Origin of the sequence: Providencia sp. PROV040 (assembly GCF_032706145.1) — a bacterium.
In the GTDB taxonomy this organism is placed as follows: Bacteria; Pseudomonadota; Gammaproteobacteria; order Enterobacterales; family Enterobacteriaceae; genus Providencia; species Providencia hangzhouensis.
On the sequence record NZ_CP120530.1, the window covers coordinates 2,168,905 to 2,185,812 of the forward strand.

The 16,908-nt window shown below is 39.5% G+C and carries 18 protein-coding genes and 2 pseudogenes; 10 read left to right on the top strand and 10 right to left on the bottom strand.

Annotation, left to right across the window (positions count from 1 at the left end; genetic code table 11):
- Positions 1–79: 79 nt before the first annotated feature.
- The 5 genes from purB to rluE form a co-directional block, all read right to left on the bottom strand.
- A complete protein-coding gene (gene purB, locus P3L40_RS09895) occupies positions 80–1,450 on the bottom strand; it encodes an adenylosuccinate lyase (RefSeq protein ID WP_004253356.1) in 1,371 nt (456 codons plus the stop codon).
- Positions 1,451–1,467: 17 nt separating this feature from the next.
- On the bottom strand, positions 1,468–2,094 hold the full coding sequence (gene hflD, locus P3L40_RS09900) for a high frequency lysogenization protein HflD (protein WP_004253359.1): 627 nt from the start codon (positions 2,092–2,094) through the stop codon (positions 1,468–1,470).
- A 2-nt stretch (positions 2,095–2,096) separates the two neighbouring features.
- Positions 2,097–3,200: a tRNA 2-thiouridine(34) synthase MnmA gene (gene mnmA, locus P3L40_RS09905; RefSeq protein ID WP_140172584.1), complete on the bottom strand. Its 1,104-nt coding sequence runs from the start codon at positions 3,198–3,200 to the stop codon at positions 2,097–2,099.
- Between the two features lie 139 nt (positions 3,201–3,339).
- Positions 3,340–3,789: an NUDIX hydrolase gene (locus P3L40_RS09910; RefSeq protein ID WP_140172511.1), complete on the bottom strand. Its 450-nt coding sequence runs from the start codon at positions 3,787–3,789 to the stop codon at positions 3,340–3,342.
- Positions 3,782–4,432, bottom strand: a complete 651-nt coding sequence (rluE, locus tag P3L40_RS09915; RefSeq protein ID WP_141395901.1) for a 23S rRNA pseudouridine(2457) synthase RluE — start codon at positions 4,430–4,432, stop codon at positions 3,782–3,784. The genes P3L40_RS09910 and rluE overlap by 8 nt, the downstream gene beginning before the upstream one ends.
- Positions 4,433–4,972: 540 nt before the next feature.
- Between rluE and icd the strand changes: the two genes are divergently transcribed.
- Positions 4,973–6,226 (top strand): NADP-dependent isocitrate dehydrogenase, encoded by a 1,254-nt coding sequence (gene icd / locus P3L40_RS09920; RefSeq protein WP_004253371.1) that lies wholly within the window; start codon positions 4,973–4,975, stop codon positions 6,224–6,226.
- Positions 6,227–6,376: 150 nt separating this feature from the next.
- On the opposite strand, the pseudogene P3L40_RS09925 reads toward icd, so the two are convergent.
- Positions 6,377–6,535: pseudogene (locus P3L40_RS09925) on the bottom strand (integrase); the annotation flags it as partial.
- Positions 6,536–6,697: 162 nt separating this feature from the next.
- Here P3L40_RS09925 and P3L40_RS09930 point away from each other — a divergent pair.
- The 5 genes from P3L40_RS09930 to P3L40_RS09950 all read left to right on the top strand — a co-directional run bounded on the left by P3L40_RS09930 (position 6,698) and on the right by P3L40_RS09950 (position 9,417).
- Positions 6,698–6,928, top strand: a complete 231-nt coding sequence (locus tag P3L40_RS09930; protein ID WP_210853174.1) for a hypothetical protein — start codon at positions 6,698–6,700, stop codon at positions 6,926–6,928.
- A gap of 5 nt (positions 6,929–6,933) precedes the next feature.
- Positions 6,934–7,689: an HNH endonuclease gene (locus tag P3L40_RS09935; RefSeq protein ID WP_180312629.1), complete on the top strand. Its 756-nt coding sequence runs from the start codon at positions 6,934–6,936 to the stop codon at positions 7,687–7,689.
- Positions 7,690–7,691: 2 nt separating this feature from the next.
- Complete coding sequence (locus tag P3L40_RS09940) at positions 7,692–7,952, top strand: bacteriocin immunity protein (protein WP_094960452.1); 261 nt, start codon at positions 7,692–7,694, stop codon at positions 7,950–7,952.
- A 364-nt stretch (positions 7,953–8,316) separates the two neighbouring features.
- Positions 8,317–8,667, top strand: coding sequence for a hypothetical protein (locus P3L40_RS09945; protein ID WP_004253374.1), 351 nt, complete (start codon positions 8,317–8,319; stop codon positions 8,665–8,667).
- Between the two features lie 18 nt (positions 8,668–8,685).
- Complete coding sequence (locus P3L40_RS09950; protein ID WP_210853165.1) at positions 8,686–9,417, top strand: hypothetical protein; 732 nt, start codon at positions 8,686–8,688, stop codon at positions 9,415–9,417.
- A 69-nt stretch (positions 9,418–9,486) separates the two neighbouring features.
- Here P3L40_RS09950 and P3L40_RS09955 read toward each other — a convergent pair whose 3' ends face one another.
- The gene (locus P3L40_RS09955; RefSeq protein WP_036957627.1) at positions 9,487–9,729 is read right to left on the bottom strand and encodes a Rap1a/Tai family immunity protein; all 243 of its coding nucleotides are present in this window, start codon (positions 9,727–9,729) and stop codon (positions 9,487–9,489) included.
- A 278-nt stretch (positions 9,730–10,007) separates the two neighbouring features.
- Here P3L40_RS09955 and P3L40_RS09960 point away from each other — a divergent pair, with 278 nt between their 5' ends.
- The gene (locus P3L40_RS09960) at positions 10,008–10,250 is read left to right on the top strand and encodes a hypothetical protein (RefSeq protein WP_136135174.1); all 243 of its coding nucleotides are present in this window, start codon (positions 10,008–10,010) and stop codon (positions 10,248–10,250) included.
- Between the two features lie 7 nt (positions 10,251–10,257).
- On the opposite strand, the gene P3L40_RS09965 is transcribed toward P3L40_RS09960, so the two are convergent.
- The gene (locus tag P3L40_RS09965; protein ID WP_136135173.1) at positions 10,258–10,584 is read right to left on the bottom strand and encodes a hypothetical protein; all 327 of its coding nucleotides are present in this window, start codon (positions 10,582–10,584) and stop codon (positions 10,258–10,260) included.
- Positions 10,585–10,710: 126 nt separating this feature from the next.
- Between P3L40_RS09965 and P3L40_RS09970 the strand changes: the two genes are divergently transcribed.
- Together P3L40_RS09970 and P3L40_RS09975 are read left to right on the top strand one after the other, a co-directional pair.
- Positions 10,711–11,274: a hypothetical protein gene (locus P3L40_RS09970; RefSeq protein ID WP_136135172.1), complete on the top strand. Its 564-nt coding sequence runs from the start codon at positions 10,711–10,713 to the stop codon at positions 11,272–11,274.
- Positions 11,275–11,417: 143 nt separating this feature from the next.
- Entirely contained in the window at positions 11,418–11,789 is a 372-nt protein-coding gene (locus P3L40_RS09975; RefSeq protein ID WP_228677080.1) for a DUF4113 domain-containing protein, read from the top strand.
- A 265-nt stretch (positions 11,790–12,054) separates the two neighbouring features.
- On the opposite strand, the pseudogene P3L40_RS09980 reads toward P3L40_RS09975, so the two are convergent.
- Both P3L40_RS09980 and P3L40_RS09985 read right to left on the bottom strand, forming a co-directional pair.
- Positions 12,055–13,202 (bottom strand): annotated as a pseudogene (locus tag P3L40_RS09980) (SAM-dependent methyltransferase); the annotation flags it as partial.
- Between the two features lie 21 nt (positions 13,203–13,223).
- Positions 13,224–13,481: a YjhX family toxin gene (locus P3L40_RS09985; RefSeq protein ID WP_071585852.1), complete on the bottom strand. Its 258-nt coding sequence runs from the start codon at positions 13,479–13,481 to the stop codon at positions 13,224–13,226.
- A gap of 516 nt (positions 13,482–13,997) precedes the next feature.
- On the opposite strand from P3L40_RS09985, the gene P3L40_RS09990 reads away from it, so the two are divergent.
- Positions 13,998–16,538: a hypothetical protein gene (locus P3L40_RS09990; RefSeq protein ID WP_210853164.1), complete on the top strand. Its 2,541-nt coding sequence runs from the start codon at positions 13,998–14,000 to the stop codon at positions 16,536–16,538.
- Positions 16,539–16,908: the final 370 nt, after the last annotated feature.

Genomic DNA, 16,908 nt, shown 5'->3' on the forward strand with positions numbered 1-16,908 from the left:
TATCACTAATACGAGAAAAAATCGAAAAGATTAAGTAAAAAGGGCGACTTAGAAGCCGCCCATTTTGAAAATATTGAGACTATTTTAGTTCATCAATAAAAGTGACAGCGTAACCGATATAGTTAGCCGGCGTCATTTCTTTTAACCGCGATTTTTCGTGTTCTGGCAAATCTAAACCATCAATAAATTGTTTCATCCCTTCAGCGGTAACGCGTTTGCCACGGGTCAATTCTTTGAGTTTTTCATATGGTTTTTCAATACCATAGCGGCGCATTACAGTTTGAATAGGCTCAGCTAATACTTCCCAGTTTTGGTCTAATTCATCCAGTAAATGCTGTTCATTAACTTCTAATTTGTTTAAGCCTTTCATGGTTGATTGATAAGCAATCAATGCATAACCTAGGCCGACACCGAGATTACGTAATACAGTCGAGTCCGTTAAGTCACGCTGCCAGCGAGAAACAGGGAGCTTGCTCGCTAAATGACCTAAGACGGCATTTGCTAACCCTAAGTTACCTTCAGAGTTTTCAAAATCAATCGGGTTCACTTTGTGTGGCATGGTAGAAGAGCCAATTTCACCAGCGATTGTTTTTTGTTTGAAGTGATTTAATGCGATGTAGCCCCAAATATCACGGTCGAAATCTAACACGATAGTGTTAAAACGAGCGACACAATCAAATAACTCAGCAATATAATCATGAGGTTCAATTTGCGTGGTGAATGGGTTCCATTGGATGCCTAAAGACGTAACGAAGGTTTCGCTAAATTCGTGCCAGTTAACTTCAGGGTAAGCGACCATGTGGGCATTATAGTTACCAACTGCGCCATTGATTTTACCTAAAATTTCAACTTGTTGCAGCTGACGGAATTGGCGTTCCAAACGATAAGCAACGTTGGCAAACTCTTTACCAATGGTGGAAGGCGTTGCAGGTTGGCCGTGAGTACGCGATAGCAACGGCAAATTGCGGTACTCATGAGCCATTGTTTTGATTTTATCAATAATTTGACGCCATTGTGGCAGTAATACTTCTTCGCGAGCAGTTTTCAGCATTAATGCGTGCGAAAGGTTATTAATATCTTCTGAAGTACAAGCGAAGTGGATAAATTCAGAAACTGCATGAAGAGCAGGGATGTTGGCTACTTTTTCTTTTAGGAAATATTCTACAGCTTTCACATCATGGTTGGTTGTGCGTTCAATTTCTTTGATACGCATTGCGTCTTTTTCACAGAAGTTCGCGACAATTTCATCTAAGTAAGCGATTGCGTCAGCGTCAAATGAAGGAACTTCTTTGATTTGAGCGGTTGCAGCCAGTTTTTGTAGCCAGCGAACTTCAACTTGTACGCGAAATTTCAGTAAACCAAACTCACTAAAAATAGTGCGTAAAGCGCTGACTTTATCACCGTAACGGCCGTCAATCGGGGATACAGCGGTCAGTGAGGATAATTCCATTGGTAGCAACTCCAGATTTAAAGGTGAGACAAAATATCTTTCGCCTGATTAGCCAGACGATTGCGAGAGAACATGAGTTGGATACGACTTCCACCAACTTGTTGCCAAAGCACTGCGCAGCGAATACCTGCGAGCAAAGTGGCTCTAACTTTTGCTTGAACTAGTGTATTTTTGAGAATGTCTGGGGAACCAGTGACTTGAATTCGAGGCCCTGCAGGGCTGACTACGTCGACGTAAATACCCGCAAGTGCGTTAAACACACCTTCAGAGAGCGGTTCAAAATAGTCAGCTTGGCGCTCAAATTGTTCAATACGTTGACCAAGTTGGTTCATCGCTTCTTGATTTTTATTAAGACGGCGCTCAAGTACCATAATACTTAACATATAACGTGTCATTTCAGCGGATAAACCACTGTTACCGCCTGTTAACATGCCTAACATGGCATTGAGACCGGTCTTTAAATTTTCGGCATCATTACCAAATACATCCAAAGTTGATTTTGGATTCATATTGGTGAGGCAATTGACCATGGTTTCAGTGTCTTTCTCGAGACAAACACCTTCATGTGCGAGTTTTTGAACCATCGCGCTTGCTTGGCAGATACCCGCTAAAGCAAGCGTAATGTCGTAATAGTTTTTTGCCACATTTACTCCTGAATACGGGCTTCAATAATACCGCCACCGAGACAGACTTCATCGATATAAAATACGGCGGATTGACCTGGAGTGACAGCCGCGACTGGGTAGTCAAATGCAACTTCAATGCGATCATCACTTAATGGGGTTATCGTACAAGGGATATCCGCTTGACGATAACGTGTTTTTACTACACAACGTAGTGGTTCAGTCATTGTTTTACGGTCAACCCAATGTAATTGCTGAGCAATTAACCCAACAGACATTAACCTAGGGTGTTCATGGCCTTGAGCAACGATAAGAATATTGTTTTCAACGTCTTTATCGACAACATACCAAGGTTCTTCAGAGCCCTCTTTTGTACCACCGATACCTAAACCTTTACGCTGACCTAAGGTGTGGTACATCAAACCTTCATGTTGACCAATTGTTTCGCCATCGACAGTGACGATAGGGCCGGGTTGAGCAGGTAAGTAGCGGCCTAAAAAGTCGCGAAACTTACGCTCACCAATGAAACAAATCCCTGTAGAGTCCTTTTTTTTCGCAGTAACTAAGCCAATTTCTTCGGCAATACGGCGTACTTCAGGTTTTTCGAGCTCACCAACTGGAAAAAGGCTTTTAGCGACTTGCTCGTGACTCAGGGTATATAAAAAATAACTTTGGTCTTTGTTGCCATCTAAGCCACGTAATAATTGGCTTTTACCATCGATATCACGGCGACGCACATAATGACCAGTGGCAATGTAATCTGCGCCTAAATCTTCAGCAGCAAATTCTAAGAAAGCTTTAAATTTGATTTCTTTGTTACAGAGAATATCTGGGTTTGGTGTGCGACCAGCTTTATATTCAGTTAAAAAATGTTCGAAGACATTGTCCCAATATTCAGCAGCGAAATTAATGGTATGAAGTTCAATACCCAGTTTGTCACACACGGCTTGCGCATCGGCAAGGTCAGCCGCAGCTGAGCAATATTCTGTGTCGTCATCTTCTTCCCAATTCTTCATAAACAGACCAGCAACCTGATACCCTTGTTGCTGTAGCAAGTAAGCGGATACAGAGGAGTCAACACCACCGGACATACCGACGATGACTTTTTTTTGGCTGTTATCTGACATGGTACTATTATTTGACATGGAAATATCTCACTGCGGAAAAATCAAGCCCCATACTTTAGCATGTTGTTCCCGCATTACACCAGAGTTAGAGGGGAATATTATTGCTTGGTGAAATCTTCACCAAGCAGAAGTTTAGTGCTTAACGATAATGATCGCCGTAAGCTGTTAAGATATCGAGAGGATAATGTTTTCCTGTGAGAAAACAGCGTAAACTTTCAGCCACTAATGGTGAACGCAGGCAGTTGCTATCTATAATTTCTTGGGCGGTCAGCCAGTGGCATTCGCTAATATCACTGTCTTGTGGCTGTGTTTCACAAATGGATTCAAGTTCTACGGCGAACAAAAAGCGGATAAACTGGGTTTTATCTGGGGCAATCCATTGGTGAATTTTAATTAATTGTGTTGGTGTGGCTTTGATTCCAGTTTCTTCTAGTAATTCACGTTCGGCGGCTTGCAAAATCGTCTCACCAGCTTCTAAGTGCCCAGCGGGTTGATTCCAAGTGGGTTTGTCGTTTATCCACTCTTCCACGACTAAAAATTTGCCTTGAGCATGCACAACAGTTGCTACAGTCACATTAGGTTTAAACAACAGTTATCTCCTTCCATTCGCCAACTGAAAGATTTCCCAAATTAAATTCACCAATCTGATAGCGAATTAGCCTAAGTGTTGGAAAACCTATATTTGCCGTCATACGACGGACTTGCCGATTACGTCCTTCATATAAGGTGATTTTTAACCAACTGGTCGGGATATTTTTACGTTCCCGTATAGGCGGGTTTCTTTGCCATAGCCATTCTGGTTCATCAACTAGTTCGATCCCTGCGGGGAGCGTTGGACCATCATTTAATGTTAATCCTCGCCGAAATTTTAGCAATGCATCTTCGCTGGGAATACCCTCTACTTGAGCATAGTATATTTTCCCTGTTTTTTTCTGTGGTTGCGTTAAACGGGCCTGTAGTTTTCCATCATTAGTTAAAATTAATAAGCCTTCACTGTCCCTATCAAGGCGTCCTGCTGCGTATACATCGGTGATTGGAATATATTTTTTTAATGTATCGCGGCCTTGTTCATCAGTAAATTGAGGTAAAACATCAAAGGGTTTGTTAAATAAAATGATTTTAGTTGGTGTTTGCGAACTAACCGAAATCCGCTTAGCTCTATGCTTTAACGCAGTAGAGGTTGGCGAGTAACGATTTTTTTTCGGAACTGATTTTTTGTTCGGTCTGTTCATGGTCATTCAATGAGAATTTATTGGTTTTAATTTATGGCGATTTATTCCATCTAGTGTAGGAGATTTAGCGGTTTGATCCTAGAACGTATTTTTCATGGTGATGTAATATTTAATTAACAACTTTAAAAACATTTAAATCAATAAAAACAATTTTTCATTTAAAAATAAGTACATATGAGTTTGTTTGGATGACGATAGTGTGAGCGGAACGTGTTTTTAATTTGAGTTAACTTGCTAGTATTATTTGTTGTTAGGAAATTATTTTAACAAAAGTTAAGTCATTCGCTCAAATGCGTCGTTGACAACTTTTCGTCGTGGTTTGATTTATTTCTAATAATGGAATGCTTAAATTAATTTATTGATTTAACAGTGTTTATAAATAGTTATTTGATTAACTTACAAGATAAAACAGTACGTTAAATGCGATCGGCATTGAAGCTTAGATGAGTAATCATTGGCGTTCGACGCAGATTGAAGTAGTATTGACACGTCTCTTACAAAAAATTAACAAGCAAAATACGCAAGTGAAAGGAGAGGTTAATGGAAAGCAAAGTAGTAGTTCCGGCAGAAGGCGCTAAAATTACCATTGATGCAAAAGGCAAGCTAAACGTTCCGAACAACCCAATTATCCCTTATATCGAAGGTGACGGCATTGGTATCGATGTTACACCAGCAATGTTAAAAGTGGTTGATGCGGCAGTTAAAAAAGCCTACAACGGTGAGCGCAAAATTTCTTGGATGGAAGTTTACACCGGTGAAAAATCTACACAAATTTATGGTAAAGATGTTTGGTTACCAGAAGAAACCCTCGATTTAATCCGTGATTACCGTGTTTCAATTAAAGGTCCTTTAACAACTCCTGTTGGTGGTGGTATTCGTTCCTTGAACGTTGCACTACGTCAACAACTTGACCTGTATATCTGTTTACGTCCTGTTCGCTACTACAAAGGCACGCCAAGCCCAGTTAAACAACCCGAATTGACGGATATGGTTATTTTCCGTGAAAACTCTGAAGATATCTATGCGGGTATTGAGTGGAAAGCGGGTAGTGCAGAAGCAGACAAAGTTATTAAATTCCTGAAAGATGAAATGGGTGTGACTAAAATCCGTTTCCCACAAGACTGTGGTATTGGTATTAAACCTTGTTCAGAAGAAGGCACAAAGCGTTTAGTTCGTGCAGCAATTGAATATGCTATTGATAACGGCCGTGATTCAGTGACTTTAGTTCATAAAGGTAACATTATGAAATTCACTGAAGGTGCATTTAAAGATTGGGGATACCAATTAGCACAAGAGGAATTCGGCGGTGAATTATTAGATGGCGGCCCATGGGTTAAAATTAAAAACCCTAAAACAGGCAAAGATATCATTGTTAAAGATGTTATTGCAGATGCTTTCTTACAACAAATCCTGCTGCGCCCAGCTGAATATGATGTTATCGCGTGTATGAACCTAAATGGTGACTACATTTCTGATGCATTAGCAGCACAAGTCGGTGGTATCGGTATTGCACCAGGTGCGAATATTGGTTCTGAATGCGCATTATTTGAAGCAACGCATGGTACTGCACCTAAATATGCAGGCCAAGACAAAGTTAACCCAGGCTCTATCATCCTTTCTGCTGAGATGATGCTGCGCCACATGGGTTGGACTGAAGCGGCTGACCTAATCGTTAAAGGTATGGAAGGCGCAATCGAAGCTAAGACTGTAACCTATGACTTCGAACGTCAATTAGAAGGCGCTAAATTACTGAAATGTAGCGAATTCGGTGACGCAATCATTAAACACATGTAATTTATTACGTAGTGTGATTAATAACGGGAGCCTAAAAACTCCCGTTTTATTTTGCCTAGAAAAATTCTTCTGCAAAACCACTGCAAAACCACTGCAAAACAGGCTACAAAATAATCGTTATTTTAAAGCTAAAACCTGCCAATTTTTCCCTCAGTCATCATTATATTTATCAGCCATCGCTTGGCTCTTATGGCCAAGAAGTTTCTGGATATTGATACCTTGTTCTCGATAGAGTCTTTCCGATAAAGAACGTTGTTCATGAAATGAAGGTGCTGATCTTTCTGGCCATGTTAACCCGCATTTATTCTGTTGAAATTGCACCAGGTAAACCGGCATTACAGATTGAAATGACGGATAAAAAGCCGAGTGCATCGTTTAAAACACCGTCTTATGACAATGTTAAGCCAGAATCGGTTATTCCGAGTGTAACGTCTGAGATATATCAGGGGATTGTTGATTTTGGTGGCGATCATGCGCCAATTTATATTTCAATATCGAAGAATCCAACGAACTGCACAAGAAAAACAACTGATTGAGGAAGCTAACCGAGATTGGCGTGCTTTATATCCAGCTGAAGCTGCAGAATTAGATTGGAAGCAAGCAAGTAGCGAGTTATCACAAGCAGATGTAGATGCTCGGACACTCAGACAGCAAAAAGAGAACTCGATAAAACTAAAAGCTCTCCGGAAGGCGGTGCTTTAACTGATGTGAGTAAAAATCCTTTACAAATTAAACAGTCAAGTCAGGTAATTTCTAGCGTATTTGGTATTGAATATATTGAAAAAATTGATAATCAAAAAGCATTGTCATATTTACTCAATCGTAATCCTGAAGATTATGTTATTAACATTTTGAGTATTGCTAGCGTATATGGATATGAGACTGATGATGGTAGCGAACCTGAAGTTCTAATTGATGATCCGGAAATTTATGAGTCTATTGTAGAGCGTTTCACATTAGCAAAAGAGCGACTTTTAGACGCTGAAAAAGCAATTAAAGAAGCAGAGAGAAAGCTGGGCATAGCTTTAGAGAAAAAGAAAAAAGCCGAAGCTAAAGAAAAGAAAGCGAAGCGTAAAAAGCCTGGCACTGCTACAGGAAAAGGCAAAAAAGTTAGCGATAAATGGCTTAATGATGCCAGTAAAGAAAATGGTGCTCCTATTCCTGAGCAAGTAGCTAATAAATTACGAGGTAAGAAATTCAACAGTTTTGATGAGTTCAGGAAGGCCATCTGGGATGAGATATCAAAATTTCCAGAATTGATTAAAAACCTTAGTAAGAATAATAAAACTCTTGTTTCTAAAGGATACTCGCCTTTTGCTAGGAAAAAAGATCAAGTTGGTGGTAGAAAGGTACATGAGTTGCACCATGACAACCCAATTAGTGAAGGGGGAGAAGTCTATAACATGGACAATTTAAGAGTTACGACCCCGAAAAGACATATTGATATCCATAGAGGTAAATAAGAATGGAACTAAAAAATAATATTACTGATTATACAGAATCTGAATTTTTAAAGTTATTAACAATTATTTGTAATGCAGATACAGCAAGTGAGGAAGAACAAATTAAGTTTGTGACTCACTTTGAAAAAGTAACAGAGCATCCAAGCGGAAGTGATCTTATTTACTACCCAGAGGATGGAGCCGATGATTCTCCAGTCGGAATTTTAAAAACAGTCAAAGAATGGCGGGCTAAAAATGGCAAGCCTAGTTTCAAAAAAGGCTAAGAACTACTGCTAATGGAATAGCTGAACATAAAGCATCAATGATTTAAGGATGAATCATTGATGCTTATCCTCTTGCCATTTCAGGTTATGGATTTGCTTAACATCAAAAATAAAGCGGCCGTATTTAATGATATTCAACTGATGGAGTCAAAAGCTTTAGAATTGATCCATAAAAATAGAGCGAAAGCTGAACCACCATGTTCAAGACGCTTATAGACTCTTATAAACGCTTATAAATGTCTATATGACATACAACTGGGCTTGTTAAGTTAGCTTAAACACTTTAATATGATCGCAGCTATCTTAAGCATATTGCTTAATTACCCGTCAAAATGTCATTAATCTAAACTAACAAGGGGGCTATATGAGAACTGAACATACCAGATCTGTACAAACAATTAGCCATGCAACAGAACTTGTTAATACATTTTTTGATGATAATACTGAAAAGTTTTTCTCTGTTCGTCGCCTTAGTATGAGAAAGGATCCGAATAGACAGTTGTTTATTGTTACTATCGAAAATGATAACAAAAGCGATGAATATGAAATTGTTCCTTTTGCTGAGTTATCATATCGCCAAAAAAAGATTAATATAGTCGTTGACCCTAGCACGCAATATCCAGAACTAAATCAAAGCATAACTGATGTGATTGAAAAAATTAAATCTTCAATTCTTGGTTACATGTCAAATTATCAGAAGTTGTCTGTCCATTAATAAGATAGTGAGAATGGAATGGCTCCAAACTTTACCAGTAGTTACTCAAAGGATCTGAATAGAAAGCCAGAATGTGAAAGAGAAGATGAGATAGAGTCTTTCCATTATCTTACTGTTGAGGGCGATTTACTAAAAATCACGGAATACGCTCTTACTGGCAGCGAGTTTCATTATTACTCTAAAATTGTCGCATTAGGTTGTACTACTGAAGGTTTTTATGCAGACTATGCTGAGTTTTTGAGAAGTCACCGATTTTCTGATGAACATATCATTGGTGAGCTGCTTGAGTTAGGAATGCACGCGGAAGAAGATGATACTTTAATTGGGCGTGTTGCTTATAATGACTTCACTTTTTTTGATGGTTCAGCGATAAAGACAGGCAAGCAAATTAGGGGCGTGGCTATTCTTGATGATTATCAGGCTGGTGGCGTAGCTCGTAATGTTTATAAGTGCTTGTTACTGAAGCATGAATATATAGTATGTGATAACTTACAAACTATAGGTGGTGGTTCGTTGTGGGTGTCTGGCATGACCAGTATTGGTGAAGTAAGGATCTATGATACCATCCAAAAAAAATTCATTGATGTGCTATCAAAGGCTGGCTGTGGGTACAACGGTATAATCCCGTGGAGTGCAGAAGGCTTATCTCAAGCGGATATCGCTAAATGGGAGCCTAGGAAGTTATCAATGGACTCTTGCCATCATATAGTAAACATTATCAGCAAAAATAGAATTTACAATATTGACTAATGTATTAACAGCTAAACCCACTTCGGTGGGTTTTTTATTGCCTAAGTAGAGGGGCCTCACCCACAGACCTTATTTCTTCGGGCATGGCCATGCACTAATAAATGAATCCACTACCTGATGACTTGCTTGCTTGTTACGAGCTTCAGGTGAATTTTTTAGGTGCTTGGCCGCAACATCCATAGCTTGGTTCAAAGTAACACTACGTGGTGGGCAGAAAAGAATGCCTGAACCAAGGTCAAATGTTCCCGCAATATAGCCCGAGTACATACCCGATTTAACAACATCGTTAGCATCTAACAGAGTGTCATTCATTAGACGCTCCCTTGCTTGACTATATTCATGCACAGAATTCCCATCCCAAAGGTAATTTTGAGCAAAAAGTGGCATAGGGATTAGTAGGAGAAGTAAAAGTTTTTTCATTAGAAGTCTCAGAGAATAATTAATATTTTAGTGTTTTGGTAGGGCGCAAAATATCATATTTTCTTATGCTTTAAAAATGACAAGTCTAGCTGGCCTAATTCAGCGGTTTTTATTGCCTGAACTCTGCATCTATCCTAGAATTTACGTACTTAACTTAAATATGGTGATGTATGAAAAAGGGATTGGTGGTATTGCTTTTAGGTCTAGCTTCGTTTAGCTCATTTGTCAGCATTGCGAGTGTTGGCGCTAATGAACGGCCTGAAATTACAGAAGATGATGTAGTGCCAGATATGGCGGCAAGTATTAATCGACAGAAAGCACTTCTATATGGTGCGTTTGAAAAACATGGCAACATACGTACTTGTAAGCGTTTAGTTGATAACATGGTTGCTTCGGCAGTTTTTTTGTTATGAGCATCGATTAAGGATATATCCAAGACTCGGGTTTATCATAAATACCACATTCATCATCCATTACTTTAGCATGTAGTTTTTTGGCGATTTCTAGCATTTTTATATAGAGGGCAGTTTCAGGCCATGTGGTATAAACTCTACCGTTATCCCACTCAAGCCAAGGCTCATCATAGGTGCTATTTCCGAGCCATATTGCATTAAATTCACCGTTAATAGCATTTATTTTTAGCTCTGGGTCTTGCTCAACAAGAGCTAGCCACTCATCGCTACTGATTGGATTGCTTTCACTATCAAACCAGCATTCAGCACGAGTAATATGAAATTCAACGCCCATACAGTCATCCTTATTAAATTGGTGAAAATAAAATATCACTTAAATACATAATCTGAAAGTGTGCTTTGCTTCAATTTGCATCCTCGCTAGGCTAACATTACTGAAACTAATTGATGGGATGGTGAGATGAAAGGATACGTAGTTGCTAGTTTGCTAATGATGACGTGCTTTGGTTCTGTTGCTGAAAATAATAAAGATACCGCTCCATTCGGGTTTAAATGGCAAACATCGGTAGATGAAGTCAAAGAAAGTATTTCTGGCAATTACATCATTGTTAGTGAGGAAGTTAGTTGCCCAATAAGCCAGTTAAGACTAATTAAGGCTGATGAAGAATACACAGGCAGTTGGGTGTATGAATTAGGGTTCTTTACTCCAAGATCAGGCGATAAGTTCATAGGATTGAACGAGGTTAGCTATAGCAAATCATCAAAAGATAAAAAAACTATTGATGAGGATTTTAAAAATGTACGGGCTGAGCTCACAACCCGCTATAAAGAAAAAGACAACGAGAACAACACATCAGATGAAATGTCATTCACCTATAATAGTCCTTATGTAACTGGTTTACTTGCATACGAGGATGGCTATGCAGGTTGGCAGGTAACCGCGATTGTACTAAACACACCGACTTTAGATAGAAAAGAGTGGGCCGAGGTGTACGATAAAGCAAAATCTGAGTGCTTTAAGTAGTAAGATAAATAGTTAGTGTTAATTTCTGTCTAGCCCGTCCTTGGGCTAATTTCATTGCATTACCCAGCGATCATTGACCCAACTGGCAGGGCTGTCTTCAATATTTACAACCCAATCAGTTGAAGGTAGCAACGAAGTTAACTGTGAAAGTGCGTCAAGCCAATACTCAATTGATTCCATCAGTATACCCCAGCAGTGATACCAGGGATATTATCAATGCAGCAATGCGTGGGTTAAATACTATTTGGCGTGACGGTTACCGGTATTATAAAGCAGGCATCATACTATCTGATTTTACCGATTCAGATATTACTCAGTTTGATATGTTTTCAACACAAAAACCATTTCGTAATAATGATGAGTTAATGAAAACATTAGATGCCATTAATAAGAGCGGGCAGGGTAAAGTGTGGTTTGCTAGTAAGGGCGGCGATAGCGGATACAAAATGAAAAGAGAAATGTTATCGCCTGCTTACACAACAAACTTTGATAAATTGCCAATGGTTAAAAGCTAAGAAATGGGCTGAGCGTTTTAAATGTATTGCTGAATAAATAAAAGAAAGCAGGGAGAAGAGCTGTGAAACACAAACAATATGGACTTTGCTTTTTGGCCTGACACAACTGGGACACAGAGCCAAATTGAATATAATTTTCTGCTCTGCCTTAACAATAGACATAGCTTGTATCCTTTGTAATCCAGTTTATAGGGAACAGATCAATACATTTGTTCAATGTAAAGAAGAAGCCCCGGTATTTCCAAAAAATACCGGGAGTCTGTTGTTACCTGGCGATGAGCGCAAACGCACCCCAGCCAAAGTATTCCCGCGTGTAAGTCACGTGACGTTTCGGCGAAACCGTTAGCTCGGCCCTGACTTCTGCGGCAAAGTCGTCGTCAGGGTTAGCTTCCAACCAGCGGCGCATGGTCAGCCATTTCGCGGCCTCATACCGGTCCCAGCCTTCTTGGTCTGCCAGCACCATTTCCACTACGTCATAGCCGAGGCCGTCGAAAGCGCGGATAAGTTCAGGTAACGTCAGGAAATCAGCTATTGCGTTAACGCCACAGGCCTGAGCTATCTCTTCCGCTGCTGGTAGCTGACGCCAGTAGGGTTCGCCGATAAGCATGAATCCGCCCGGCTTCAAGCTCTGAGCCAGCAGCCCGACGGTCCCAGCAAACCCACCAGCAATCCATGTCGCCCCGATGCAGGCGACAACGTCGAATTTCTCCTCTGCAACATACCCAGTGGCGTCGTTATGTATGAACTGAACCCGGCTGTTGACGCCGAGTTCTTCCGCGCGGCGTTTAGCCTGTTCGCTGAACAACTGGCTCATGTCGATACCGACACCGATAATGGCGTGATCCCGGGCCCAGGTACAAAGCATTTCCCCCGAGCCACTGCCAAGGTCAAGAATGCGAGTATCTGGCTTCATGCGTAGTACACGGCCCAGCGTGGCGTACTTCTCTTCGGTGAACGGGTTGTGGATGCGATGTTCGCTTTCACTTATGGTAAAAATACGTGGGATATCCAATGCTGAATTCCTTTTATTGTGTTGAGTATTAAGAGGAAGTTCCTCTAAGTTTTTTGCTTTTTCAGCCAGAAGAGCAAATAGCTTCTCTTCAAATGTCTCGCTGACTGGCCAGTCGTCGCTTTCAGGAGGAGGAAGCAGGGTAAATCCGACATTATCGAGCAAGCTACGTACTCGTCATCACGCCAGGTCGTCATTTGGCAGCCGAAACGGGTGGTATGACCGTTTGCTTCAGTCATTCCCTGACGTTTAACTTTTTCGAAAGTATGGACTTCAGTGAGCAGCCGACCACCAGACTCCAGCCGTAGTGCGCAGCGGCTGATGATGGCGCACGCATCCGCTGTGCTGAACACATTCCGTTCCCCAAACGTCATCATGATGAAATAGAGCGACCTATAAGGGTATTGATATCCATTATGCTCTCCTTAGCGGTTATCAAGCTGTGCACGAACATTATTCAGCCCGGTGGTGTTGATGCGGTACGGCTGACCGTTGACGGACTTGATAAGTTTTTTGGCTTTGAGTTTTTTGAAAGTGGAGAGGGTGCAGTCGGTGAGCAGCAGCCCTTCACGGGTATAGCATTCAACGGCGGTGATGCGACCAGACGCATCGCGGACGTGCGCGATACGACCACCTTTAGCGAGAACGTGTAAGGTACGTTGTTCCTGACGGGATAAATTCATACTGGAAAACCTGTTTAATCATCATGTGCAAAATTCGCAAACACACTGCGGTGTTCGCATTCGATTTCGGCGCATTGATAATCAGTTCGGCCTGAAAAGGTCGATAAACTGATTATCGGATGATTACATTCTCCAGCATCAAAGCCTCGGGTTGAGTTGAAAGGTATTTACAGGGTTAATGTTAACACACAATTTAAATATGGGTATGTACAGTACAATAAAGTGTGATTTACTTCATCAAATTCCTTTTTTAACTTTGGCATGCTCCCCCGTTCATTCACATAGAATGCTGTTAGCAATGTCTGTTCCTCGCTCATAGCTGACTACTGGAATTATCATTGGGCAGCTTAGTGCCAGGAGCGGACGACATTATTAACATCGGCGTGTACTAATCAACGGAGATAAGGGCAATTTGCCCCACAACATGGATAAACCGCTGTATAGATCCGGAAAATTTTGTTGTATCTTATAACTAAAATTTAATGTTGAATCAATAAATCAGAGTGAAGATTTCAAATGGAAGAGATAAGTTTAAAGCCAGAGGAATTTATTGAAACGTTAACAATGGCTATAAAAGATGAAGATGCCGATTATCGTCTTGAAGAAATTGATGACTATCTCATAAGTTTAATTGAAGAGGTACCCTCATTAGACAAAATTTCTGAGATTGAAGCATGCGCCATAATAGCAGTGGAGGTAATTAACCCAGTTACTTTAGGATTCTCATATGGTTGGGCGTTGCATACCTTGATTGCCTGTGAATGTATTCTGGGGAAAGTAGAACGCGTAATTATTAATCTTAAAAAGTTGATTAGTCATTGTGAAGCTGTCGGTTATATGCAGCCCTGTGTTAGTGCGATTAGTAATATTAAGAAGGGCGCACTTGGTGATATAGCTGCTGACAAGTACCCTGCATTAATGAGAGTTATTATTGAATATAATAAAAAATATTGTAGTGAAAAAGAAGTAGCTAAATGTTATATGGCAGTCGCATACTTTTTCTCAGACCAAGAGGCACATGATGCCGCGATCGATACTCTGAATGATGCTTTGGAATATCTGGAGGAATGCTCAAATAAACAGTGCATGATTGAGGTGCTGGCGGTCAAACATAGCACATATATATTAAGTGAGCACCATGAAGACGCATTGGGAGCATGGGATGATTTGTCTAGAGTTTGTAATGAACTTGATGTCGAACCACCTCTTCATTCTATACTTAATCATGCAACCTTTCTTATGAGACTTGAAAAGCATGATGAAGCTATAGATATATATATTGAAGCAATAATGAGTACTGAATGTACCTTAATTGTAAAAGCAATGACTTTTGGTAACCTCTCTGCTTGCTACAGAGAAAAAGGTGATATTGAAAACACAACAAAAAACATGGATAATGCTCGTGAAATTATTGAAAAATTAGGTGATGATGAATTTGATAGTGATTCCTTATTAGAGATAGAATTAATTAATGCTAAAAACAATGTATTTTTAGGTGATTCAGATGGACTGAGGAAATGTTTGCATTCATTCGTAGTGAAAATGGAATTGACATTATCCCATACTTTCAAACTTCACTACAGACGTGGGGTTAGAAGCAGATATATTGCCCGTTTTGAAAACTTGGTGACTTGCCTTCCGCGAAATGGTTTTGTGAAGGATATCATTCAACTACTTTCATTTTCACGCATTAATCAGGCTGCTGATTGGTTGAGTATCCTCAAATGGAAAGAGGAGATCTCAACAAAGATCACAATTAGTGAGAAAGAACAATTATCAATCTTAATTGATAATTTATCAGCCTATGGAGCACCACATCTTTATGGTTTTAGAGAAAAATATGATAATCCGCTGTATGAGATAAATTATGATCCTTGGGATAAATTCATAACTTTAATAGAAATTCTTAATGAAAATTATGATATACCATCGCTTTACTTATATTCATCTGAGGGCTTCGTAACAAATATATTGAATGAGAGACTTAACCAACGCAATGTTCTTATGTTTGATTTCTCAGCGTCAGACTCTAAAATAATAACTCTTTACGATGATAAATACATTATTGAGGATCTACCAGAGATAGAAGTAAGAAACTTTTTCTTTGAGCTTAACAGGTTTAGATTTGGTGGTGAAAATAAAAAAGAGTTTAATCAGAGCCTGAACAATTATCAGTCGGCCATGAATAAGTGTTTGGTTAACACGATTTCCATTCTGGAAGGTAACAATAAAGGCATTATTTTCTTCCCTTCAAAAATGGATTCTCTCCCCATTAATCTTTTACTAGTATCTAATGAGAAAATAAGAGATAAAATGATGAAAGGGAAATTTTCAATTAGCTCCTGCCTATGTTTGCATCCTGGTAGTGATATCAATAAAATAGAGTCCTGTCTAGGTGTAGTGGAGTCTGTCACTAACCTTAAATATGACAGAGCTGAAATCCTAAATTTCATGAAAGTTACTGGCATTACCGGAGAGATTTTGCTTTCACCAACTCAGAATGAATTTTTTGATAAGTCATTAGATATCGACGCCATCATCATTTCTCAGCATGGCATGTCTGTTGGAGTCTTCACCGATCCAGTTTTTGCTAATTTATCTGGTCCACATGCAACCATGAAAACACTTAGTTATGAGCTTTTACAGTCTACTTCATATAAAATGAAACATAAGTTAGTGTTGTTAAATGCTTGTTATAGCGGAGCATTGACTAACCGTAATTATTACAAGCTATTCAGAACACACGAACTTCTTGGATATCCTCAAGCCTTTCTTTTAAATAGGCAAAGCATGGTAATAGCGGCTTCATGGACGATAGTAGACAGATATAATGCTCTTTTAATGTATAATTTCTCTCATTTAATTAGTGAGCATGGTGCCAGTATGGCATATAGCATGTCTTTAGCCAGAACATATGAAATGGCTACTGATGAAATGGTTAGTGCTTTGAATGAAATAACTGACCACAAGCAACTATTACCAAACAACCAAGTTCTTGATGTTTTAAAAATCCAACCATTTTGCTTTTCAACATATCATAATTACACATTACTTTAGATTAATAATGTCACTTTATCTGAAGATGTAAAATGATTAAAGATCACTAATATAGTTCTCTAGGTGACAAAAGGAGAGCAATCGATATATGATTATCTATTGCTCTTCTGAAAACTCACATTTTTCTATAAATGCCATATGCATTACTTAGATTTTATCGAATATCACAGCCTATTGGGGTAAGTATCCTACGGAATCTAACCACTACTTCATGATGATTTTATTCCTTGCCCATCATCAATGCTGTCTTACGTCCGCTCTTCGCTCAGACCAGACTGTCGAGTTTAGTTGTCTAATGTGCAGTAAAGAGAGTTTGCTCAATTATAAAAGATGATTGTTGTGATGGTGGTTTAGCTCTAGTGTTATTTAC